Origin of the sequence: Cyanobium sp. Lug-B (assembly GCF_024345635.1) — a bacterium.
In the GTDB taxonomy this organism is placed as follows: Bacteria; Cyanobacteriota; Cyanobacteriia; order PCC-6307; family Cyanobiaceae; genus Cyanobium; species Cyanobium minutissimum.
Genome location: NZ_JAGQBM010000058.1, coordinates 1 through 20,781, shown reverse-complemented (window position 1 = coordinate 20,781; position 20,781 = coordinate 1). Strand labels below are relative to the sequence as shown.

The 20,781-nt window shown below is 71.2% G+C and carries 23 protein-coding genes; 11 read left to right on the top strand and 12 right to left on the bottom strand.

Annotated elements, in window-relative coordinates:
* Positions 1-835, top strand: an 835-nt coding sequence (locus tag KBY81_RS13130; RefSeq protein ID WP_254976718.1) for an LD-carboxypeptidase, incomplete at its 5' end; no start/stop codon positions are given.
* Here KBY81_RS13130 and KBY81_RS13125 read toward each other — a convergent pair.
* Both KBY81_RS13125 and ispD read right to left on the bottom strand, forming a co-directional pair.
* Positions 822-1,886 carry a CpcT/CpeT family chromophore lyase gene (locus tag KBY81_RS13125; protein ID WP_254976717.1) on the bottom strand — a complete coding sequence of 355 codons (1,065 nt, stop codon included), beginning with the start codon at positions 1,884-1,886 and terminating at the stop codon, positions 822-824. The genes KBY81_RS13130 and KBY81_RS13125 overlap by 14 nt on opposite strands.
* Positions 1,887-1,894: 8 nt before the next feature.
* Positions 1,895-2,602, bottom strand: a complete 708-nt coding sequence (gene ispD, locus KBY81_RS13120; protein WP_254976716.1) for a 2-C-methyl-D-erythritol 4-phosphate cytidylyltransferase — start codon at positions 2,600-2,602, stop codon at positions 1,895-1,897.
* Between the two features lie 79 nt (positions 2,603-2,681).
* Between ispD and KBY81_RS13115 the strand changes: the two genes are divergently transcribed.
* From KBY81_RS13115 to fabG, 3 genes are all read left to right on the top strand, one after another.
* On the top strand, positions 2,682-3,524 hold the full coding sequence (locus KBY81_RS13115) for a glycosyltransferase family 9 protein (protein ID WP_254976715.1): 843 nt from the start codon (positions 2,682-2,684) through the stop codon (positions 3,522-3,524).
* A gap of 9 nt (positions 3,525-3,533) precedes the next feature.
* The gene (locus KBY81_RS13110; RefSeq protein WP_106220423.1) at positions 3,534-4,658 is read left to right on the top strand and encodes a TrkA family potassium uptake protein; all 1,125 of its coding nucleotides are present in this window, start codon (positions 3,534-3,536) and stop codon (positions 4,656-4,658) included.
* 70 nt (positions 4,659-4,728) lie between these two features.
* The gene (gene fabG / locus KBY81_RS13105; RefSeq protein ID WP_254976714.1) at positions 4,729-5,481 is read left to right on the top strand and encodes a 3-oxoacyl-[acyl-carrier-protein] reductase; all 753 of its coding nucleotides are present in this window, start codon (positions 4,729-4,731) and stop codon (positions 5,479-5,481) included.
* A gap of 7 nt (positions 5,482-5,488) precedes the next feature.
* On the opposite strand, the gene KBY81_RS13100 is transcribed toward fabG, so the two are convergent.
* Positions 5,489-5,731, bottom strand: a complete 243-nt coding sequence (locus KBY81_RS13100; protein ID WP_106220421.1) for a hypothetical protein — start codon at positions 5,729-5,731, stop codon at positions 5,489-5,491.
* Positions 5,732-5,869: 138 nt separating this feature from the next.
* Here KBY81_RS13100 and groL point away from each other — a divergent pair, with 138 nt between their 5' ends.
* Positions 5,870-7,537: a chaperonin GroEL gene (gene groL, locus KBY81_RS13095; RefSeq protein WP_254976713.1), complete on the top strand. Its 1,668-nt coding sequence runs from the start codon at positions 5,870-5,872 to the stop codon at positions 7,535-7,537.
* A gap of 37 nt (positions 7,538-7,574) precedes the next feature.
* Here the strand turns inward: groL and KBY81_RS13090 are convergent, their stop codons facing one another.
* The 7 genes from KBY81_RS13090 to KBY81_RS13060 all read right to left on the bottom strand — a co-directional run bounded on the left by KBY81_RS13090 (position 7,575) and on the right by KBY81_RS13060 (position 13,805).
* Positions 7,575-8,279, bottom strand: coding sequence for an N-acetylmannosamine-6-phosphate 2-epimerase (locus KBY81_RS13090; RefSeq protein WP_254976712.1), 705 nt, complete (start codon positions 8,277-8,279; stop codon positions 7,575-7,577).
* Between the two features lie 24 nt (positions 8,280-8,303).
* Positions 8,304-8,894 carry a hypothetical protein gene (locus KBY81_RS13085; protein WP_254976711.1) on the bottom strand — a complete coding sequence of 197 codons (591 nt, stop codon included), beginning with the start codon at positions 8,892-8,894 and terminating at the stop codon, positions 8,304-8,306.
* 11 nt (positions 8,895-8,905) lie between these two features.
* Positions 8,906-9,769 carry an ABC transporter permease gene (locus KBY81_RS13080; protein ID WP_254976710.1) on the bottom strand — a complete coding sequence of 288 codons (864 nt, stop codon included), beginning with the start codon at positions 9,767-9,769 and terminating at the stop codon, positions 8,906-8,908.
* A gap of 19 nt (positions 9,770-9,788) precedes the next feature.
* Complete coding sequence (locus KBY81_RS13075; protein WP_106220416.1) at positions 9,789-10,811, bottom strand: ABC transporter ATP-binding protein; 1,023 nt, start codon at positions 10,809-10,811, stop codon at positions 9,789-9,791.
* A 38-nt stretch (positions 10,812-10,849) separates the two neighbouring features.
* On the bottom strand, positions 10,850-11,845 hold the full coding sequence (locus tag KBY81_RS13070; protein ID WP_106220415.1) for a heme o synthase: 996 nt from the start codon (positions 11,843-11,845) through the stop codon (positions 10,850-10,852).
* Positions 11,838-12,803 carry a heme A synthase gene (locus KBY81_RS13065; protein WP_254976709.1) on the bottom strand — a complete coding sequence of 322 codons (966 nt, stop codon included), beginning with the start codon at positions 12,801-12,803 and terminating at the stop codon, positions 11,838-11,840. The genes KBY81_RS13070 and KBY81_RS13065 overlap by 8 nt, the downstream gene beginning before the upstream one ends.
* Positions 12,804-13,031: 228 nt before the next feature.
* Positions 13,032-13,805, bottom strand: a complete 774-nt coding sequence (locus KBY81_RS13060; RefSeq protein WP_254970449.1) for a hypothetical protein — start codon at positions 13,803-13,805, stop codon at positions 13,032-13,034.
* Positions 13,806-14,139: 334 nt separating this feature from the next.
* Here KBY81_RS13060 and KBY81_RS13055 point away from each other — a divergent pair, with 334 nt between their 5' ends.
* The 4 genes from KBY81_RS13055 to KBY81_RS13040 all read left to right on the top strand — a co-directional run bounded on the left by KBY81_RS13055 (position 14,140) and on the right by KBY81_RS13040 (position 17,898).
* The gene (locus KBY81_RS13055) at positions 14,140-15,033 is read left to right on the top strand and encodes a cytochrome c oxidase subunit II (RefSeq protein ID WP_106220412.1); all 894 of its coding nucleotides are present in this window, start codon (positions 14,140-14,142) and stop codon (positions 15,031-15,033) included.
* A gap of 42 nt (positions 15,034-15,075) precedes the next feature.
* Complete coding sequence (gene ctaD, locus KBY81_RS13050) at positions 15,076-16,743, top strand: cytochrome c oxidase subunit I (protein ID WP_254976708.1); 1,668 nt, start codon at positions 15,076-15,078, stop codon at positions 16,741-16,743.
* Between the two features lie 47 nt (positions 16,744-16,790).
* Positions 16,791-17,399, top strand: coding sequence for a heme-copper oxidase subunit III (locus KBY81_RS13045; protein ID WP_106220410.1), 609 nt, complete (start codon positions 16,791-16,793; stop codon positions 17,397-17,399).
* 121 nt (positions 17,400-17,520) lie between these two features.
* Complete coding sequence (locus KBY81_RS13040) at positions 17,521-17,898, top strand: AbrB family transcriptional regulator (RefSeq protein ID WP_106220508.1); 378 nt, start codon at positions 17,521-17,523, stop codon at positions 17,896-17,898.
* Positions 17,899-17,941: 43 nt separating this feature from the next.
* Here KBY81_RS13040 and KBY81_RS13035 read toward each other — a convergent pair whose 3' ends face one another.
* The gene (locus KBY81_RS13035) at positions 17,942-18,532 is read right to left on the bottom strand and encodes an HdeD family acid-resistance protein (protein ID WP_106220507.1); all 591 of its coding nucleotides are present in this window, start codon (positions 18,530-18,532) and stop codon (positions 17,942-17,944) included.
* A 125-nt stretch (positions 18,533-18,657) separates the two neighbouring features.
* Entirely contained in the window at positions 18,658-19,296 is a 639-nt protein-coding gene (locus KBY81_RS13030) for a riboflavin synthase (protein ID WP_106220409.1), read from the bottom strand.
* 69 nt (positions 19,297-19,365) lie between these two features.
* On the opposite strand from KBY81_RS13030, the gene KBY81_RS13025 reads away from it, so the two are divergent.
* On the top strand, positions 19,366-19,917 hold the full coding sequence (locus KBY81_RS13025) for a bifunctional nuclease family protein (protein ID WP_106220408.1): 552 nt from the start codon (positions 19,366-19,368) through the stop codon (positions 19,915-19,917).
* Between the two features lie 79 nt (positions 19,918-19,996).
* Positions 19,997-20,781, top strand: a 785-nt coding sequence (locus KBY81_RS13020) for an aldo/keto reductase (protein ID WP_254976707.1), incomplete at its 3' end; no start/stop codon positions are given.

Sequence of the window (20,781 nt, the reverse complement as noted above, 5' to 3'; positions counted from 1 at the left end):
GGCGGTGCTGGCCGGCTGGGGCCTGGCGCTGGATGACGATCCCGCCCGGCTGCCCGCGCGCCGCTGGGGCTACCTGGCGGGTCGGGACGCCGAACGGGCCGGCGATCTGCAGCCGGAGGCCGCTCCGGGGCAGCCGGCGGCCCTGCTGGCCTGCGTGCGGGGGGGCTGGGGATCGGCGCGGCTGCTGGAGCGCCCCCTGGAGACGGCCGGGGGCTGGCTGCTGGGCTTCTCCGATGTCACGTCCCTGCTGTGGCACCGGCTGGCGACGGGCCAGGGGGGCGCCATCCACGGGCCCCTGCTCACCACCCTGGCCGCCGAACCGGCCTGGAGCCGGGAGCGGCTGCGGGCCCTGCTGTTCGGCGAGCCCCTGGCCGATCTGGCGGGGGAGAGCTGGGTGGGCGGCCAGGCCGAAGGACCCCTGCTGGCCGCCAACCTCACGGTGGCGACCCACCTGCTGGGCACCCCGCACCTGCCGGACCTGGACGGGGCGATCCTGATCCTCGAGGACGTGGGGGAGGCCCCCTACCGGATCGAGCGGATGCTCACCCACTGGCGCCTCTGCGGTGCCCTGCAGCGCCTGGGGGGCCTTGGCTTCGGCAGCTTCGAGGGCTGTGACGATCCCACAGACCCCGAAGGCGACGCCAACCGCTTCAGCCTGGAGCAGGTGCTCCGGGAGCGCACGGCCGATCTGGGGATCCCGGTGCTGGCCGGCCTGCCGGTGGGCCACGGCGACGTCAATGCCGCCCTGCCCCTGGGGGTGCGCGCCCGCCTCGACGCCGACCGCGGCCGGCTGAGCCTCATCGATGGTGCCGGGGGGAGCGTCAGTCGCCCGTGAGCCTCTCCTCGTCGATGGCGGTGCGCCCCACCAGGCAGCCCTCCTTCAGCATCTGGGCCACCCGCCAGCGGCGGCGGCCATCGGGGCTGCAGCTGATGATCTCGTGCACCTCGGGGTCGGCGGGGTCGTGGGGGTGCATCACCAGCAGGCTGCCGGCGGCGGGCTGCTCCCCCGGCAGATCCATGGCCCAGCCCCGGTAGCGCTCGCTGGCGAACCACACCCGGCCGGAGTGGATCTCGCCCCGGGCCTCGATGCGCCGCAGCGGAGCGTTCTCGGGGCCCAGCAGGTTGGTCTGGTGATAGCGCCAGTGGCCCGCCTCCTGGAACACCCGGATGGTGACCAGGCTGGGGAAGGTGTCGAGCAGGCCGCCGCCGGCGTCGTAGCGGCGGAAGCTGCCGCGCCACACCCCCTGCTGCCCCACCAGGGCCGGCAGCTCGGCCGCTCCCGCCGCCCGGTCGAACAGCAGCCAGCTGAAGCCGTCGACCTCGCCCCGCACCGACCCGTCGGCCAGCCGCAGGCTGCGGTCCCGGTACCAGAGCTGGTCGGGATGGAGCAGCATCTCGAACTCGGCGCAGACCTCCCCGTCCTGGGGATGCCGATAGCGGCAGGCGCCCGGATCCATGCGGGCGCGGAAGCGGTCGAGGGCCGGCTCCGCCTCGAAAAAGAGGTCGCAGCCCGGATGGCGGTCGAAGGCCTCCGGGCCCAGCTCCTGCACCAGGGAGGCCGCCAGGGGCGGGCGGTCGTAGGTGGGTCCGCCGCGGAAGAACAGCTGCTCGGCCCGGACAGCGCCGCGGTCCGGATCCTGACGCAGCACCACCACCCGCTGGCGGTGGGCCAGCTGGGGGGCCCTGGCCCGGAATTCCTGGAAATAGAGCACCACCACCCCCAGTTGGGGCGCCTGCAGCCGCTCCACCTCCAGGGTGCGCAGTTCCCGGGTGAGCTCGGGCGCCGCCGGACCGCCCCTGGCCACGTTCGCGGCCACCTGGCGCCGGTTGTGGAAGGACCCCTGCCAGCGGGCGGCGATCGTCTCGAGCTGGGCGGCGTTGTCCATCGGCGGCCTCAGGCCCCGCGGGCCGCCAGCACGGCGCTGGCGATGGTGAGATCGAAGCGGGTGGTGAGCTTGATGTTGGAGGGGGGCGCCTCCAGCACCCGCACCGGCAGCCCCAGGCGTTCATATAGCGCCGCGTCATCGGTGACGCTCCAGCCCTCGCGCTCGGCCCGCCCGTGGGCCTCCCGCAGCTGGGCCACCCCGAATCCCTGGGGGGTCTGGGCCGCCCACAGGCCGCTGCGTTCCGGGGTGGCGGTGATCACGCCGCGGCCATCCACCTGCTTGATGGTGTCGGTGACGGGGGTGGCGGCGATGATGCCGGCCCCCTCGGCCATCGCCTCCTTCAGGGCCGTGGCGCAGCGCTCCAGCAGGTCCGGTTCCGCCAGGCAACGGGCGCCGTCATGGATCAGCACCGCCTCGGCATCCGCCGGCAGGGCTGCCAGGCCCAGCCGCACCGACTCCTGGCGGGTGTCGCCGCCGACGATCCAGGCCACCGGCTGGGCCAGGGACCGCCGGGGCTCCGCCGCGGACAGGATGGCGCCGATCGCCGCCTCGTCCTCCGGCCGGCCCATCACCCCGATCCAGCGGATGGCCCCGCAGGCCAGGGCGGCGTCCAGCGTCCAGGCCAGAACGGGGCGTCCGGCCAGGGGCAGCAGCAGCTTGTTGGTGGCGGCACCCATGCGGCGCCCGCTGCCGGCGGCGGCGATCAGCAAATGCACAAGCGATGGGCCGCCCGGGCGGAACACTGGAGTCCTCTCCATACAATCAGGCCGCGAGGCCCGCCCGACCGAACGCCCGATGCGCGCACTGTTTCTGATCCCGGGCGACGGCGCCAGCCAGCTGCAGGCGCTTCCGGCCGTGGCGGCCACCGCCGAACAGCTCCGGTTCCAGATGCAGGTGGTCTGCCACCCGACGCTGGCCGCTCTCTGGAAGCTGCTGCCGGCGGTGGAGAAGGTGATCCCCTTCAACTTCGGCGACGCCACCCTGGCCGACTGGGCCAACCTGCTGGGGTCGGTGCGAGAGCCCGATTTCCAGGCCTGCATCAATCTGGCGGCCGGCCGTCAGGTCGACCTGATGCTCTCGATGAGCCACATCCCCAACCGGATGGCGGCCGGGGGCTTCTCCGCCACCGAGAAGGTGCAGGTGCCCCAGGGTCTCTGGCCGGCCCAGGCCCTTGAGGCCTACCTGCGGCCGATCGGGGTGCGGCTGGAGGCCGCCGCTTTCCGCCTGGCCCTCCCCCGAACCGCCCTCGACGAAGCCATGGCCGCGCTGCCGGCCGGCGACGGGCCCATGCTGCTGCTGGCCCCCTCCGGCCGCCCCGGCGACTGGCCCGATGCGGCCTGGCAGGAGCTCCCCGGCCGCATCGCCGCCAGCCTCCCCGGCCTGCGCAGCCAGCAGTTGCCGCCGGCCACGGCGGCCGAGATCCCCGGCCGGGCCGCCCTGGTGGCCGCCAGTGACGTGGTGCTGGCCAGCGATCCGGTGACGATCGAACTGGCCCTGCTCAGCGGCACGCCGGTGGTGGCCCTGGGTCGCAGCAGCGACAGCCTTCCGGTGCGCGACGGAGTACAAGGACTGGGTTCCGATGGCCACCTGCGTGACCTCCCCTGCAACGACGTGCTCAGGGCCCTGGGCCTCGGCTGAGCCACGCCGATGAGTCGCCTGTGGTTCGCCCGCAGGAAGCGTCCCCCCTCCGCCCGGGTGCGCCGCCCCTGGCTCACCCCCCTGATCGCCCTGATCGTGGTGGTCAACGCCAGCGCCATCGGCTATCGGATCACCGAGGGCTGGGACTGGGGTGATTGCTACTGGATGGTGGCGATCACCATCCCCACCATCGGCTACGGCGAGGTGGAGCCCCTGTCCACCGCTGGCCGGCTCGTCACCGTGTTCTCCCTCGCCGGCGGGCTGGTGGTGGTGCAGCTGACGATCCAGAACCTGGTGGGGCTCTCCGAAACCGGCTACTTCCGGCGCCTGCGGCAGCGCCGTTTCCGCAACTGGGTCCAAAGCATGAACAACCACGTGATTCTCTGCGGCTACGGCCGCATCGGTCAGGAGATCGCCGACCAGCTGATCCGGGAGAAGGTGCCCCTGCTGGTGGTGGAGATGGATCCAGGCTGCCGGGATGCGGCGGAGGAGCGGGGGCTGCCGGTGCTGTTCGCCGACGCCACCCTCGACGAAACCCTGGTGGAGGCGGGCATCCACCAGTGCCGCAGCCTGGTGGCGGCCCTCTCCAACAATGCCGCCAACCTCTACGTGGTGCTCAGCGCCCGGGGGCTGGCCCCCCGCTGCCGGCTGATCGCCCGCTCCGACAGCGCCGAGGCGGGTCGCAAGCTGCGCCTGGCCGGCGCCGACCAGGTGGTGAGCCCCTACGTGGCGGGGGGCCGGGTGATGGCCGCCACCGCCTTGCGGCCCCTCGCCGTCGACTTCATGGAGCTCCTGGCGGGCTCCGACTGCGAGGTGGAGGAATTCCAGCTCAGCGACGACCCGTCCCGGCTGGGGGAGCTCCAGGGCCGCAGCCTGGCGGAGATGCAGTTCGGCCGCCGCAGCGGCGCCCAGGTGCTGGCCATCCGCACCCCGGCGCCGGCGGTGGTCAACCCGTACTCCTACCGGGGCACCACCTACGGCACGCCGGAGGCCACGCTGGTCACCAACCCCGGCGGCGACATCCGCCTGGAGGCGGGCCAGCTGCTGGTGGTGATGGGCAGCAAGGAGCAGCTGCAGCGCTTCGCCGATGTGCTCGGCCCTGCCCTCGAGAGTGCCGACCAGATGGCCGACTGAGCGGGAGCTGGGTGCCGATCGGGCTGGGCCGGCGCACGGCATACGATCGCCTCACCCTGCTCCCGCCGCCATGTCCAGCGCCGCTCCCCTCTCCGGTCAGGTCGCCCTGGTGACCGGCGCCAGCCGGGGGATCGGCCGGGCCATCGCCGAGTCCCTGGCTCAGGCGGGCGCCATGGTGGTGGTGAACTACGCCCGCTCGCCCGAGGCGGCCGAGGCGGTGGTGACGGCGATCACCGCGGCCGGCGGCCGGGCCTGGAGCCACCAGGCGGATGTGGCCGATGAAGCGGCCGTCGAGGCGATGGTGAAGGCGGTGCTGGACACGGAGGGGCGCCTCGATGTGCTGATCAACAACGCCGGCATCACCCGCGACGGCCTGCTGATGCGGATGAAGACCGCCGACTGGCAGAGCGTGATCGACCTCAACCTGACCGGGGTGTTCCTGTGCACCCGCGCCGTCAGCCGCAGCATGCTCAAGGCCCGCCGCGGCCGCATCATCAACATCACCTCGGTGGTGGCCCTGATGGGCAACCCCGGGCAGGCCAACTACAGCGCCGCCAAGGCCGGCGTCATCGGCCTGACCCGCAGCACCGCCGCCGAATTCGCCAGCCGCGGCATCACGGTGAACGCGGTGGCCCCCGGCTTCATCGACAGCGACATGACCCGGGACCTCGACAAGGAGCCGATCCTGGCCGCCATCCCCCTCGGCCGCATGGGCCAGCCCGGCGAGGTGGCCGGAGCGGTGCGCTTCCTGGCGGCCGATCCGGCGGCGGCCTACATCACCGGCCAGGTGCTGCAGGTGGATGGCGGCATGGTGATGCGCTGAGCGCTGCTCAGGGTTCGGGAGCCAGGGGCTGGGCGAGGTCCTCGCGCAGCTTGCGGATCCGCTGCAGCAGCCGCAGCCGGCGACTGCGGGCCGTGAGGGTGAGGAACAGGCGGATCGGCACATAGACCAGGGCCATCAGCAGGCCCAGGGCGGCGATCAGCAGGAACACCATGCCATCGGCGGAGCTGCTCGGCACGAGGGCCGATTCGGTGGCGGCGCTGTCGAGGGTCTGCTGCAGCAGGTCTTCCATGGTTTGAAGGTACCTCCTGCGGCGGGGGCCTGCCGCCTCCTGGGAACGGGCGATTCGGCTTTCCCCACCGAGGGCCGGATGCCTCTGGCGGGGTCGCTGTGGGACGCTGCGACGGATGCTCCTGATGTGACTCCGTCGATGGCCAAACTGATCCAGTTCGCCGATGCCTCCCGCGATTCCCTCGAACGGGGCGTCAATGCCCTGGTCGATGCGGTGAAGGTCACCATCGGACCGAAGGGTCGCAACGTGGTGCTGGAGAAGAAGTACGGCGCCCCCGACATCATCAATGACGGCGTCACCATCGCCAAGGAGATCGAACTCGAGGATCCCTTCGAGAACCTGGGCGCCAAGCTGATGCAGCAGGTGGCCTCGAAAACCAAGGACACCGCCGGCGATGGCACCACCACCGCGGCCGTCCTTGCCCAGTCGCTGGTGCATGAGGGCCTGCGCAACGTGGCCGCCGGCGCCAGCCCGGTGGCCCTGCGGCGTGGCATGGAGCAGGCCACGGCCGTGGTGGTGGCGGGCATCGCAGCCCGTTCCCGCGCCGTGGCGGGCGACGCCATCCGCCAGGTGGCCACGGTGAGCGCCGGCAACGACGAGGAGATCGGCCGCATGATCGCCGAAGCGGTCGAGAAGGTGAGCGCCGATGGCGTGATCACCGTGGAGGAATCCAAGTCCCTGGCCACCGAGCTGGAGGTGACCGAGGGCATGGCCTTCGATCGCGGCTATTCCTCCCCCTACTTCGTCACCGACCAGGACCGGCGCGAGTGCGCCTTCGACAATCCCCTGCTGCTGATCACCGATCGCAAGATCAGCACCGTGGTCGACCTGGTGCCGGTGCTGGAGGCCGTCTCCAAGAGCGGCCGGCCCCTGGTGATCCTGGCCGAGGAGGTGGAGGGTGAGGCCCTGGCCACCCTGGTGGTCAACAAGACCCGCGGCGTGCTCCAGGTGGCCGCCGTGCGGGCGCCGGGCTTCGGCGACCGCCGCAAGGCCATGCTCGAGGACATCGCCATCCTCACCGGCGCCACGGTGATCAGCGAGGACCGGGCCATGACCCTCGACAAGGCCACCCTGGCCGACCTGGGCCATGCCCACCGCATCACCATCACCAAGGACACGACCACGATCGTGGCCGCCGACGACCAGCGCGCCGCCGTGGCCGACCGGGTGGCCGCCATCAAGCGGGAGCTGGAGGCCACCGACTCCGAGTACGACCGCGAGAAGCTCAACGAGCGCATCGCCAAGCTGGCCGGCGGGGTGGCGGTGATCAAGGTGGGGGCCCCCACCGAGACCGAACTGCGCAACCGCAAGCTGCGCATCGAAGACGCCCTCAACGCCACCCGGGCCGCCATCGATGAGGGCATCGTCGGCGGGGGCGGCAGCACCCTGGTGGAACTCACCGAGGAACTCGGAGCCCTGGCCAGCCGCTGCGAGGGCGACGTCCGCACCGGGGTCGAGATCGTGCAGCGGGCTCTGGCGGCCCCGGCCCGCCAGATCGCCATCAACGCCGGCGCCAACGGCGACGTGGTGGTGCAGCAGATGCTGAGCCAGGGCAAGGGCTACAACGCCCTCACCGACAGCTACGACGACCTGCTCGCCGTCGGCATCCTGGATGCGGCCAAGGTGGTGCGGCTGGCCCTGCAGGATGCGGTCTCGATCGCCTCGCTGCTGATCACCACCGAGGCCGTGATCGCCGACAAGCCGGAACCCCCCGCTCCCCCCGCCGGTGACGGCGGCATGGGTGGAATGGGCGGCATGGGAGGGATGGGTGGCATGGGCGGCATGGGAATGCCCGGCATGATGTGAGCCCCGGGGGGCTCGCACGGGCCGGTTGGGCTGAGGCTCAGCCGGCCATGGCCTTTACGTAGGCGGCCACCTGCAGGTCCACACCCGTGATCGCCGTCCCCACCACCACGGCATCGGCCCCACAGGCGAGGGCGCGGGTCGCCTCCTGCTTCGAGGCGATGCCCCCCTCGCAGACCAGGGCCACCGCTTCGGGCAGCTCGCGGCGCAGGGGGCCCAGCAGGTCCCAGGCCGGTGGCAGCTGCGCGGCGGTGGCTTCGGTGTAGCCGTAGAGGGTGGTACCCACCCACTGGCAGCCCAGGGTCGCCGCCCGCAGCCCGTTCGCCACGCTGTCCACATCCGCCATCAGCGGGGCCCCCAGCTCCTGGCTGGCCCGCACGATCAGCGCCTCCAGCTCCTGGCCGTCGGGCCTGGGGCGCTCGGTGGCATCGATGGCCACCACATCGGCTCCCGCCGCCCAGACGGCACGGATCTCCTCCCAGCCGGGGGTGATGTACACCGGGCTACCGGGAAACGTGCGCTTCCAGAGACCGACGATCAGGGCGTCGGGGCAGCGGCGCCGCACCGCGCCGATGTGCTCGGGGCTTTCCAGCCGCACGCCGGCGGCCCCCTGGAGCAGGCTGGCCTCCGCCATCGCAGCGATCACGGCCGGATCGCGCATCGGGGAACCCTCCGGTGCCTGCACCGAGACGATCAGTCGACCGCCGAGGGCGGCCCGTTCAGGAAGGGGACGGGAAGACGCCATCGGGGCGGCAGTGGGTGTCGGGGATCAGCTGGCGCGTCGATGCTGCGGCGCCGCGGAGAGCCAGCAGCGCAGGTCGGCCAGGGTGGGGGGCGCCGGGGCCGGCGAGGTGCTCGGGGTGAGGGGGTGCAGGGCGATGACGTCCGACAGGCCGGCGGCCCCTTCGGCCTCGGCCACGGGGGCGGGGAGGGGCGGCTCGATGGCGTCCGTGAGGGGGGCTTTCGCCACGGCGACGACCCTGATGGGGGTGACCGGGCTGGGGACCATCGGGCTGGGGACGGGCGTGATCGTGGTGGGGACAGCCGTGGTCGCGGCGGGGACGGGCGGGGTCGGAGTGGGCGGCGGCGGGCCGGCGAAGGAATCTTCCAGGGCGGCGAAAGCCTCGGCCATGGTCACGCTGGCTGGGGCCATGGCCGCGTCCATGTGCTGCAGCAGCCAGTCGCCGGCCTCCCAGCCCGCCTCGGCCACCACGCTGCCGGTGCGGAAGCTCTCCAGGGAGGTCACCCCATGGCGGTGGGCCCACTGGCCGGTGAGGCGGGCGACGGTGGCGGCATCCCTGCGGCGGATGGCGTCGAGCAGCAGCTGGGAAAGCTCTGGACGGGGGGACGGCAGGGACACGGGGCGGGGCGTCAGGTGAGCTTGCGATCCAGCATCGGGCGGATCAGCAGGAACAGACCGGCGGCCAGCCCCGCCAGGATGGCCAGGCAGGTGAGGGCCGAGAGGGATCCGTAGGGGGCCACCAGCACCACATCGGTGAGGTGGAAGGATCCCGCGTAGGCGGCGCGGATCGGTTCAATCGCGAAGGTAAGGGGATTCAGGGCCGCCAGCCAGCCCAGCCAGGGGGGCATGAAGGAAATCGGGGCCAGGGCGGTGCTGGCGAACAGGAGCGGCAGGTTGGCCACGAAGATCACCGCGATCAGCTCGATGTGACCCGGCAGGGCGAAGGCCAGGCCGAGGCTGAGGGCGGTGACGGCGAAGACGAGCAGCAGCAGGGTGACCAGCACCAGCAGCAGCCCCGCCCCACCGGGCCAGCCGTAGCCCAGCAGGGCTGCGGTGCCCATGATCGCCAGACTCTGCACCAGGCTCAGGCTGGTGATGTAGAGCACCGAGGCGAAGACGATCGAGCTGCGGGAGCGCAACGGCGCCACCAGCAGGCGGTTGAGAAAGCCGAACTCCCGGTCGAACATCACCGGCAGACCGGCATTGAGGGCGGCGCTGAAGGCCGTGAACACGATCACCCCGGCCCCCAGGAAGCGGCCGTAGCTGAGGCCGCCGGGGAGCAGACCCTCCGGAGCGTTGGCGAACAGGGCCCCGAACAGCACCAGCCAGATCAGCGGCTGCAGCACGCCCGCCAACAGGGTGGAGGGACGCCGGGCCAGCTGGACGAACAGGCGGCGGGTGAGGGCGAGCGTCTCCTGGGTGATCTCGGCCAGGGCCGACGGTTCACCGCTGGCGGCGGGCAGGGGGGTCAGGGAGGGGCTGGCGCTGGTCATGGGGATGGGGGGGTGCGGGTCATCGCATCGACTGCTTGCGTTCCTCCTTGAGGTCGCGGCGACCGGCCACGGAGAGTTCCGCATCACTCAGGGTGCGGCCGGTGGCCTGAAGGTAGACGTCATCGAGGCTGGGACGGCTCTGGGCCAGGGCGAACACCGGCAGCTGGGCCTCGGCCAGCTGCTGCCGCAGGGTCTCCACCACGCCGCTGTCCTCCACCACCAGGTTGAGGGAATAGCCCTGGGCCCGGTTGACCACCACCTGGCGGACACCGCGGCAGGCCTGGAGCAGGTCGCGCACCCGGCTCGCCTCCTGCTCGTCGCTGAACTCCCGCACCCGCAGCGTCACCCGGTCGCCACCGAGGGCGCCCTTGAGGGCGGCGGGGGTGCCTTCGGCGATCACCCGGCCGCCGTCGATGATGGCCAGGCGGTCGGCGAGGGCATCCACCTCCTCGAGGTAGTGGCTGCTGAGCAGCACCGTGGTGCCCTGGTCCCGCAGCTGACGCAGCACCTGCCAGATGGTGGCGCGGCTCTCGATGTCGAGGCCGACGGTGGGTTCATCGAGCACCAGCACCCTGGGGCGGTGCAGCAGGCCGGCGGCCAGATCCAGACGCCGGCGCATGCCGCCGGAGTAGCCGCCGCAGCGGCGGTCGATCCACTCCCCCATGGCGAGCAGCTCGATCAGTTCGGCGGTGCGCTCCAGACGGTCGGCGGCCCCCATGTGATGCAGGGCGGCCTGGAGATGGAGCAGCTCCCGACCCGTGAGGATCTTGTCAATGGCCACCTCCTGGGCCACGTAGCCGAGCAGGCGCCGGACGGCGCGGGGCTCGGCCAGGGCGTCCACCCCCGCCACCCGGACCTGGCCGGCATCGGGCGCCAGCAGGGTGCAGAGGATGCGCAGGGCGGTCGTCTTGCCGGCGCCGTTGGGCCCCAGCAGACCGTAAAGGGAACCCGCCGGCACGCTGAGGGAGAGGTCGTCGAGGGCCTGCACGGGGGCAACCTTGCGGCCACCGAAACGCTTGCTGAGGTGCTCGAGCTCGATCAAGCCGGGATCAATCGCGAAGGGCTGGAATCCAGGCCAATCTAGGCAGCCGCAGCCGGTGCCAGATGGAGGGCGGCGGCCAGCAGGGCGGCCGGGTGGACGGCACTGGCGAGGGGCGTGCGCGCCAGCACCAGCAGCAGACAGATGCCGAACAGGTAGAAGATCGACCAGCGGAACAGGCTGCGGGCCCGGCGGGGATCGCCGGGGTCCTCCGACAGGCTGGTGCTGAGCTGCAGGAGCCGGGCGTTGAAGGGGAGCACCAGCAGGCCGTAGAGCCAGCCGCCGCTGGGGAGGGCGACCACCCCGGCCAGGCTCAGGGCCACCGTGGCCCAGCTGTAGCGGCCGATGGCCCGGGCCGTGACCGTCAGCCCCTTCACCACCGGCAGCATCGGAATGCCCACGGAGCGGTAGTCCTCGTGCAGCAGCAGGGCCAGGGCCCAGAAATGGGCCGGGGTCCAAACCATCACCAGGCTGAACAGCCACCAGCTGCTCCAGCCCAGGTGGCCGGTGGCGGCCGCCGCGCCCACCAGGGGCGGGATCGCCCCGGCCATGCCGCCGATGACGATGTTCTGGGTGGTGCGGGGCTTGAGCAGGGCCGTGTAGAGCAGCACGTAGCTGCACAGCCCCAGCAGGGCCAGGGAGGCGGCCAGGGCGTTGACCCCCAGGACGAGCACCAGCACCGAGCCAACGGTGAGGGCCACCGCGAGGCCGAAGGCCTGGCGCTGGGCCAGGCGGCCCGAGGGCAGGGCACGGCGGCTGGTGCGCTGCATGCGGCCGTCGAGTTCCTGCTCCCAGAGGCAGTTGAGGACCCCGGCGGCGGCCGAGGCCATCGAACCGCCCACCAGGGTGCAGAGCAGGCGCACCGGGTCGAGCGGCCAGGCGGCGGTGAGGGCCATGCCGCCCACTGTGGTGGCGAGCAGCAGGGGAATCAGCCGGGGCTTGGCCACCTCCAGCCAGGCCGGGAGCTTCACCGAGGGCCGGATCGCCGCCGGCGCGGAGGGAGCGGCGATGGACGCCACGGCGCTGACACTAACCATGGGCCACCTCGGGACGGGCAGAAACAGAAGGGGACGGGAACGAGACTCCCCAGAGCCCACCCAGCACCCCGACAAGCAGAGCGGCGGTGAGCTGGTGGGCGATCGTGACGGCGGGGACAGCCAGCTGGAGACGCAGGGTGAGCACCCCTAGCACCACCTGGACCACCACCAGGCCAGCGGCGGCGAAGGCCAGCCCCCTGATCCGGCCCCGGCCGGCGGGGAGGGCCAGGGAAGCGGCGGCCACCGACAGCACGGCGACAGCCGCCGGATAGGCCCCCTGCCGATGCAGCAGCAGCCAGTGGCAGCCCTCGCCGGCCTGCAGGCACAGCGGGGCGGCCCAGCGGCTGGCCATGGCAGCCCCCAGCAGGCACTGACCGCCCACCAGCAGGGCGGCCAGCACGGGGAGGGGGAACCACCAGGGCGGCAGCTCGCCGGCCGCCGGAGCGGCCGAGGCGGCGGCAGGGCGCTCCAGCCCCTGGTGCATGGCGCTCAGCAGCAACACCAGGCTGAGGGCCGTGGCCAGATGCAGGGTGACGGTGGGGGCGGCCAGCTGGCTGAGCACGGTGAGGGCCCCGAGGCCACCCTGGACGGCCACCAGGCCGAGCGCCAGACCGGCGCTCCAGGGCAGCCAGAGCGGGAAGTGCGAGCGGAACCGCAGGCTGAGGGCGAACAGGAGCAGCAGGGCCACGCCCACCAGGAAGGCGTCGAGGCGGTGGAACCACTCCAGAAACACCTGCAGGTTCCACTGGCGGCCCGGCCAGAGCACGCCGTAGCAGAGGGGCCAGTCTGGACAGGCCAGACCGGCCTGCATCACCCGGGTGGCGCCGCCGATGGCCACGAGGGCCACCAGGGCGACGACGAGGTGGGCGGTGAGCACGGGCACCAGGCGCACGGGCCAGCTCTCCCCGGCGGCGGACCGGAGCGGGGGCAGGGGTTGCGCGGACGGCGCCACGGCCATGAATGAATGCTCTTCCGGTTGCCCAAGTTAGCGGGACTTGAAAGATGTGCGAATCAGCACATCGTCCGAAGTGAATGTGAAAATTCTCCGAAATTGCTTCTCTGGCTACAACGAACCCACGGCGCCCGAACGGGCCTGCCCCCTGCCGTGGTGATAACCGCTACGGCAGGGGGCAGACACCGGATCCGTCCCGACGCACGGGGAGGAGGGGCCTCCACCGATCCCGGCTCAGCGGCTAGAAGGCGGATGGCCCTCCCGATGGGACCGGGACGGCGGCCAGGCCCGTCCGCTGCCGGGCCTGCGATGGAAGCGGCCCAGGATCAGGGCAATGAGGATGGCGATGTACAGCTGCCCCGAGATGGTGATCACCACGGTGATCACCTGCCCGGTCACGTCGCTGCTGCGGAGCACCGCCGATCCCACGGAGGTCAGGATCATGAAGGACGCGGCCATCAGCGCCGGCGCCATCGCCACGGCGTCAGCGTTGGGGTCCTGAAGCACCGGCAGGGCGGAGAGGTCGTAGGCGCCCGGGTGCAGCACCCACAGGGCCACCAGCATCACGCCGCCGGCGATGCCCACCAGCAGATAGCCGGAGGTGGCCCCCATCACCACGGCCAGCGTCACGAAGGGCTCGCGGACCAGGGTCTTCACCTTGCGGACCAGCGCCACCAGGAAGAACAGGAGCCAGGCGATCACATGGGGCACCGTGACCAGGCGCCCCAGCGGTGGATCGAAGGCCAGGGCCAGATGCCACACCCCCTCCAGGGCGAGCGCCAGGCCCCCGAGCCCGTACAGCAGTGGCCGGGTGCTGATCAGGGGGGAGTAGCGCGTCACCGTGGTGATGAGCACCACCGCCAGGCCGATCAGCAGCAGCGAGAGCAGCCAGGCGTGCGACTGGCAGAACGGCAGCAGCAGGATCAGCAGCACCTCGCTGGCGAGGGTGAGGATGTAGCCGCGATGGCGGTGGCGGAGCCTCTGGATCTGCTCGTGGGTGAAGGGCATCGCAGCTCCGCTCAAGGACGGCCAGGGGCGTGGGGCCCCCGGAATGTCGGCCATCCGGTGGCCGCTCGCACCGCAGCCGGGCGTGGGTGCGTTCCATGGTCGCAGTGGCCGGCGGCCCGGGCCCGGGCGGGCGGCCTGAAAGCCAGGGAAGTTGGCGGCGTTGAAAGATGTGCGAATCAGCACATCGTGCGCTGTGAATGTGAAATTTCTCCGAAATTGCTTCTCTGGTTACAACGAACGCGCGGCGCGCGAACGGCCGTCCATAAGCTGTTGGCCCTAGGAGTGCTGGCCCCAGGGCTTCCACCCTCCCGAAACGCCGTCCCCCGCCGTCGCTGTGCCCATTCCCTCTTCCCTGGTCACGCTGCTGGTGGGCATGGCACTCGTGCTCACCGGCCTGTGGGTGGGGACCAACGTCAACCTTCTGCCTCTGGACGCCAGCGCCAACGCGCCTGTCTACGACTCCCTGTTCCGGGTGCTGTTCAGCATCGGCACGATCCTGTTCCTGGGCATCGTCGGCCTCGTGGTGTTCAGCCTGGTGCGCTTCCGCCGCCGCAGCGGCGACCACACCGACGGCCTGGCGATCGAGGGAAATCTCCTGCTTGAGATCGTCTGGACGGCGATCCCCGCGGTCGTGGTGCTGTTCGTCGGCATCTACAGCTACGACATCTACGAGCGCATGGGGGGCATGAGCAGCCTCAACGACCACTCCGCCATGCACCGGATGCCGGCGATGGAAACGATGGAGGCGTCCGTCACCGCGGCGGACCCCTCCCTCGCTGCCACGGATCCCCTGAAGGCCCCCCGGGTCTGGGGCGGCATCGGCACGGCGGCCGGGGAAACCAATGTCCTGCCGGTGGAGGTGACGGCGATGCAGTTCGCCTTCATCTTCCATTACCCGGAAGGCGACATCATCAGCGGTGAGCTGCATGTGCCCAACGGCCGGCCGGTGGAGCTGCGCATGAAGGCCAACGACGTGATCCACGCCTTCTGGGTGCCCCAGTTCCGGCTCAAGCAGGACGTGATCCCGGGCCAGCCCACCGTGCTCACCTTCACCCCCACCAAGGCGGGCAGCTACCCGATCATCTGCGCCGAGCTCTGCGGGCCTTACCACGGCGGCATGCGCTCCACCGTGGTGGTACACGAGCCGGATGCCTACGACGCCTGGCTGCAGAAGAACAGTCCCGTCGCCGCCACGGTGGCCAGCGCCGCGGGCCACCCCACCGCCTGACATCCCGACCCTGAACCCGACACCGCCCGCACCCATCGCCCGATGACCGTCGCCTCCCCCAACGACTTCCAGGAGAGCCTCCAGCCCCAGGGCTGGCTGCGCTACTTCAGTTTCAGCCTGGATCACAAGGTGATCGGGCTGCAGTACCTGGTGACCGGCTTCCTCTTCTATTTCATCGGCGGCGCCCTGGCCGGCGTGATCCGCGCCGAGCTGGCCAGCCCGATCTCGGATTTCGTCAGCCGCGAAACCTACAACGAAGTGCTCACCCTCCACGGCACGGTGATGATCTTCCTGTGGATCGTGCCGGTGGTGAACGGTGCCTTCGGCAACTACCTGATTCCCTTTTATGTGGGCGCCAGGGACATGGCCTTCCCCAGGCTCAATGCCGTGGCCTTCTGGATGATTCCGCCGGCGGGGATCCTGCTGATCGGCAGCTACTTCATCACCGGGGCGGCCCAGTCCGGCTGGACGGCCTACCCACCCCTGAGCATCACCACGCCGGCCCTGGGCCAGGTCGTCTGGATCGTCAGTGTGCTGCTTCTGGGGGGCAGCTCGATCTTCGGCGGCATCAACTTCATCGCCACCGTGCTGAAGCTGCGCCGCCCCGGCCTGAAGCTGATGCAGCTGCCCATGTACTGCTGGGCGATGCTCGGCACCAGCATCTTGGTGGTGCTCTCCACCCCCGTCCTGGCCGGCACCCTGCTGCTGCTGAGCTTCGACATCGTCGCCCACACGGGCTTCTTCAACCCCGCCATGGGCGGGAACGTGGTGGTCTACCAGCACCTCTTCTGGTTCTATTCCCACCCGGCCGTGTACATCATGGTGCTGCCGGCCTTCGGCCTGGTGAGTGAGATCCTGCCGATCCACTCCCGCAAGCCCCTCTTCGGCTACACCACCATGGTGTATTCGATCCTGGCGATCGTGGTGCTGGGCCTGGTGGTCTGGGCCCACCACATGTTCACCAGCGGCACCCCCCCCTGGATGCGCCTGTTCTTCACGATCGCCACCTCCTTCATCGCCGTTCCCACCGGCATCAAGTTCTTCAACTGGCTGGCCACCCTCTGGGGCGGCAAGCTGGCCCTCAACAGCGCCATGCTGTTTTCCTGCGCCTTCATCGTCAATTTCGTCTTCGGCGGCATCACCGGTGTCGCCCTGGCCCAGGTTCCCTTCGACATCCACGTCCACGACACCTATTTCGTCGTCGGCCACTTCCACTACATCGTCTACGGCGGCACGGTGTTCGTGATCTTCGCCTCGGTCTACCACTGGTATCCGAAGTTCACCGGCAGGATGCTGGATGAGGATCTGGGCCGGCTGCATTTCCTGCTCACCTTCGTGGGCTTCAACCTCTGTTTCGCCCCCCAGCACTGGCTGGGCCTCAACGGCATGCCGCGGCGGGTGGCGGAGTACGACCCCAGCTTCACCACCCTCAACCAGATCAGCAGTGTGGGCGCCCTGCTGATGGCGGTCAGCAGCCTGCCGTTCCTCTACAACGTGGTCGTGAGCGCCTTCCGCGGCCGCGAAGCCGGCGACAACCCCTGGAATGCCCTCACCCCGGAATGGCTCACCTCTTCACCGCCGCCGGTGGAGAACTGGGTCGGTGAGGCGCCGCTGGTGCAGCACCCCTACGGTTACGGCGTCGACGAAGACACCCTGAGCCTCGAGGCCGCCACCGGTCGCGACCTCTGGACGGGCGCCGGCCGACGCTGACCGTCTCCCCCCTGCCGTCCCCACCTCCCCTTCCCCCGTCGGCCCGCATGACCAGCCTCGCCACCAGCAGCAGCGCCACCGCCGCCGAAGCGGCCGCCGCCGAGGCCCACGGCGGCCATGCCGACCTGCGGCTCTTCGGCCTGGCCACCTTCCTGGTGGCCGACGGCATGACCTTCGCCGGCTTCTTCGCCGCCTATCTCACCTTCCGGGCGGTCAATCCCCTGCCGGCGGGCTCCACCTACGAGCTGGAACTGCTGCTGCCATCGATCAACACCATGCTGCTGCTGGTGAGCAGCTACACCTTCCATCGCTCCGGCCGCAATCTGCTGCTGGGGCGGATGGGGCCCTGCCGGAACTGGCTGCTGCTCACCGCAGCCCTGGGAGCGGCGTTTCTGGCCGGCCAGATGGTGGAGTACTTCACCCTTCCCTTCGGCCTCACCGACAACCTCTTCGCCAGCACCTTCTATGCCCTGACGGGCTTCCACGGTCTGCACGTCACCCTGGGGGTGATCTGCATCCTGCTGGTCTGGGTGCAGACCCGCAACGGCGGCCGCGTCACCAGCACCACCCCCTTCGGCCTGGAGGCCGCCGAGCTCTACTGGCATTTCGTCGACGGCATCTGGGTGGTGCTTTACGGGATTCTTTACCTGCTCTGATTCGCTGACTGTTGCCCGATCACCACAATCATCGGCACAATCAATCAAGATGTCTCCGTCGGACCGGCTGATGGGTGCCCAGAAAGGACCAGTCAACGAGGACCGTTCGGCCGGCACCGTCATGCTGGAGGGCCAGGCCCTGCTGGAGCGGGCCCGTTCCCTCAGCAACCGGCCCGAGGAGCAGATCGCCCGAGCCTGCGGCTACGTGGGTCCGAGCGGTCGGGTGCTGCGGAAGAACTTCTATCGCGCCCTGGTGGCCGCCAAGGGCTACGCCACCCCGTCGAGCAGCGGCGGCGGCGGCTCGGCCGGGGTGGGCAAGGGGCGCCAGGCCGAGTTCCGCACCCGGGTCCACGGCAACGGCAACCTGCTGATCGGCCAGGCCTACACCCGGCGCATGGGGCTGGAGCCCGGCCAGGAGTTCCGCATCGAGATCCACAAGGAGACCGGTTCGATCTGGCTGCTGCCCCTCGATGGCGCCAGCACCGACGGCCCGTCCTGAGCACCGCCGCTGGCCCCCAGCGCCACCGGTCCTGTTCCGGCCCTCAGTCCTGCTCGGGGTGGAAGCTGGCGCTGAAGCGCAGCAGATCGATGCCGCTGAACAGAAAGCTGATGCCCACCAGGGTGCCCACCACCCAGAGCAGACTCCAGAACTTCATGGTGAGGATCAGCAGCCCCAGGGCGAGGGTGACCAGGCCGTTCAGCAGTCCCCAGCGCCAGCCGGGGATGTGACGGTGGGAGGTCGCCACCAGGACCTCCACCATCCCCTCCACCACGAACACCACGCCGATGGCCAGGGCCAGGCCCGCCATCGGGATGGCCGCCGCCGCCGGACCGGCCGCCATCTGCTGGATCATCCACACCCCCAGCACCAGGAACAGGGTGGAGGTCACCAGGCGCCAGAAGGTGATCGCCCGGCTCAGGCCCGGGGAGCGCAGCAGGGAACTGATCCAGCCCACCAGCCCCCCCACCAGGAAGGCGATGGCCACCACGGCGGTGACCCACTTGGAGGCCAGCACGGGAAAGACCAGGGCCAGCACCCCCAGCACAATCAGCATCACCCCTTCGGCCAGGGTGAAGGCGCGCAGGGCCGTCCCCATGGCCTGACGGGAGGAGGGGGCATCTGGAGAGAGCATCATCGCCATTCGCGCTGTCGCCAGCGTGACAAGACAGCCCGCCACTGACAACGGCGCTTGATGTGTTGCAGCACCCCTGAGGGAGGGCCGCAGCGGATGGGCCGCGGCCGGGAAGCGCCGGCGGCCTAGCCCCAGCCGTGCTCCGCCAGCCAGGTGGAGGAGAGCGTGGCCTGGGGCGCCGCCGCCGCCGGCCGCAGCAGCCGCTCGGTGTACTTGGCCAGCAGGTCGGCCTCCAGATTGACCCGGTCCCCCACCCGGCGCTCCGCCAAGGTGGTGCCGGTCCAGGTGGTGGGAATCACCGCGATCCAGAAGCGGCTGCCGTCGGGCTCGCAGCCCGCCACCGTGAGGCTGATGCCGTCGAGGGCCACGCTCGCCTTCTCGCACACGTAGCGCCCGTAGGCCGGATCCAGCCAGGCCACCTCCAGGCGCCAGGAACCAGGCTGTCGCTCGATGGCGGTGATCTCGCCCAGGCCATCGACGTGACCGCTGACCAGGTGGCCCCCGAGCCGGTCGGCCAGGCGCAGGGCCGGCTCCAGGTTGACCCGGCCGCCGCTGGCGGCCCGCTCGGCCAGGGTGCTGCGGCCCAGGGTCTCCGCGCTGACGTCGGCCCGGAAGCCATCGGCCAGGCGCTCGGCCACCGTCAGACAGACCCCGTCAACGGCGACGCTGTCCCCCAGGGCCAGGGGGCCGAGGTCGGTGCGCACCCGCACCCCGGCCGGACTCCGCTCCAGCCTGCCGATGGCCTGCACCAGTCCGGTGAACATCCCCTGAGGCGGCGGCACTGGCCATAATCGTTTCACGGGGACCAACACGCGCGAGGAACGGGCCCGACCATGGTTGAAATGCGTGTCGCCGGGATCGCCCTGGATGCGGCCAGCCGCAGTCCGATCGTGCTGCTGCGGGACCCATCCGGCCGCCGGCAGGTGCCGATCTGGATCGACCAGGCCCAGGCCCAGAACATCCTCTCGGGCCTCAACCGGGAGCGGCCACCCCGGCCCCTCAGCCACGACCTGATGGCCAGCCTGCTGGAGGCCGGCGGCCTGCGGCTGGAGCGGGTGATCATCCACACCATCGAGGACAACACCTTCCGGGCCGTGCTCAAGCTCAGCAATGGCAGCGACCGGCCCCTCGAACTGGACGCCCGGCCCAGCGACGCCATCGCCCTGGCCCTGCGCACCGACAGCGGCATCTGGATGCTGGAGGAGGTGGTCGCCGATGCCTCGATTCCCGTGGATGCGGAGGCCGATGCCGAGGACCAGGAGGATTTCCGCCGCTTCCTGGACCGCACCACCCCGGCCGACCTGATCCGCCACATCGGCCGCACCGTCGCCGAGGCCGATCCGGGCCCGGAGGACGGCCCCGAGGGGGGCAGCCCTGGCCTCTGAGCCGCCGGCGGCGCCGCTGGCGGCGGCACGCCGCCCCTTCGGACAGGGCCGGCCGGTCTCGGCCTTCACCCTCGGCACGATGCGGGCCCTGGAGTCCCCGGCGCTGATGGAGGCGGTGCTGGATGCGGCCCTGGCGGCGGGCATCAACCACATCGAGACGGCCCCCGCCTACGGCCCGGCCGAGGCCTTCCTCGGCCGGGCCCTGGCGCGGCTGGGGGAGCGGGACCCCGCCGCCCGTGCCTCCCTGGTGCTGACCAGCAAGCTGCTGCCGGGGCCGGAGCCGGACGACGGCCGGGCCCAGCTGCGGGCCTGCCTGCGGCGACTGGGGGTCGAGCGGCTCGACAACCTGGCGGTGCACGGCCTCAACCGGCTGGAGCATCTGGCCTGGGCCCTCTCGGGGCCGGGGGCCGACCTGCTGGCCTGGGCCACGGAGGAGGGGCTGGTGGGTCAAGTGGGCTTCAGCAGCCATGGCGACACCGCCCTGATCGAGGCGGCCCTGGCCAGCGGCCGCTTCGGCTTCTGCAGCCTGCACGTGCATCTGTTCGACCGGGAGCGGCTGCCCCTGGCCCGGGCCGCCCTGGCGGCGGGCATCGGCGTGATGGCCATCTCCCCGGCCGACAAGGGCGGCCGCCTCCATGACCCTCCCCCCGAACTGGTCGCCGACTGCACCCCCTTCGCGCCGCTGGAGCTGGCCTACCGCTTTCTGCTGGCCGAGGGGATCAGCACCCTCACCCTGGGGGCCGCCGTGCCGGAGGATCTGGCCTGGGCAGTGCGCCTGGCCGACGCCGGTGCCACCGCGACGGCCCAGGCCACGGGCGCCGCAGGGCGGGAGCTGGCGGCGGCCCTGGCCCGCCTGGAGGCGGC

Excerpts from the sequence above, each read along its gene's own strand:
- KBY81_RS13125 (WP_254976717.1), bottom strand. The coding sequence starts at position 1,886 with ATGGACAACGCCGCCCAGCTCGAGACGATCGCCGCCCGCTGGCAGGGG.
- KBY81_RS13115 (WP_254976715.1), top strand. The coding sequence starts at position 2,682 with ATGCGCGCACTGTTTCTGATCCCGGGCGACGGCGCCAGCCAGCTGCAG.
- KBY81_RS13110 (WP_106220423.1), top strand. The coding sequence starts at position 3,534 with ATGAGTCGCCTGTGGTTCGCCCGCAGGAAGCGTCCCCCCTCCGCCCGG.
- fabG (WP_254976714.1), top strand. The coding sequence starts at position 4,729 with ATGTCCAGCGCCGCTCCCCTCTCCGGTCAGGTCGCCCTGGTGACCGGC.
- KBY81_RS13100 (WP_106220421.1), bottom strand. The coding sequence starts at position 5,731 with ATGGAAGACCTGCTGCAGCAGACCCTCGACAGCGCCGCCACCGAATCG.
- groL (WP_254976713.1), top strand. The coding sequence starts at position 5,870 with ATGGCCAAACTGATCCAGTTCGCCGATGCCTCCCGCGATTCCCTCGAA.
- KBY81_RS13090 (WP_254976712.1), bottom strand. The coding sequence starts at position 8,279 with ATGGCGTCTTCCCGTCCCCTTCCTGAACGGGCCGCCCTCGGCGGTCGA.
- KBY81_RS13080 (WP_254976710.1), bottom strand. The coding sequence starts at position 9,769 with ATGACCAGCGCCAGCCCCTCCCTGACCCCCCTGCCCGCCGCCAGCGGT.
- KBY81_RS13070 (WP_106220415.1), bottom strand. The coding sequence starts at position 11,845 with ATGGTTAGTGTCAGCGCCGTGGCGTCCATCGCCGCTCCCTCCGCGCCG.
- KBY81_RS13065 (WP_254976709.1), bottom strand. The coding sequence starts at position 12,803 with ATGGCCGTGGCGCCGTCCGCGCAACCCCTGCCCCCGCTCCGGTCCGCC.
- KBY81_RS13060 (WP_254970449.1), bottom strand. The coding sequence starts at position 13,805 with ATGCCCTTCACCCACGAGCAGATCCAGAGGCTCCGCCACCGCCATCGC.
- ctaD (WP_254976708.1), top strand. The coding sequence starts at position 15,076 with ATGACCGTCGCCTCCCCCAACGACTTCCAGGAGAGCCTCCAGCCCCAG.
- KBY81_RS13045 (WP_106220410.1), top strand. The coding sequence starts at position 16,791 with ATGACCAGCCTCGCCACCAGCAGCAGCGCCACCGCCGCCGAAGCGGCC.
- KBY81_RS13040 (WP_106220508.1), top strand. The coding sequence starts at position 17,521 with ATGCTGGAGGGCCAGGCCCTGCTGGAGCGGGCCCGTTCCCTCAGCAAC.
- KBY81_RS13035 (WP_106220507.1), bottom strand. The coding sequence starts at position 18,532 with ATGCTCTCTCCAGATGCCCCCTCCTCCCGTCAGGCCATGGGGACGGCC.
- KBY81_RS13030 (WP_106220409.1), bottom strand. The coding sequence starts at position 19,296 with ATGTTCACCGGACTGGTGCAGGCCATCGGCAGGCTGGAGCGGAGTCCG.
- KBY81_RS13025 (WP_106220408.1), top strand. The coding sequence starts at position 19,366 with ATGGTTGAAATGCGTGTCGCCGGGATCGCCCTGGATGCGGCCAGCCGC.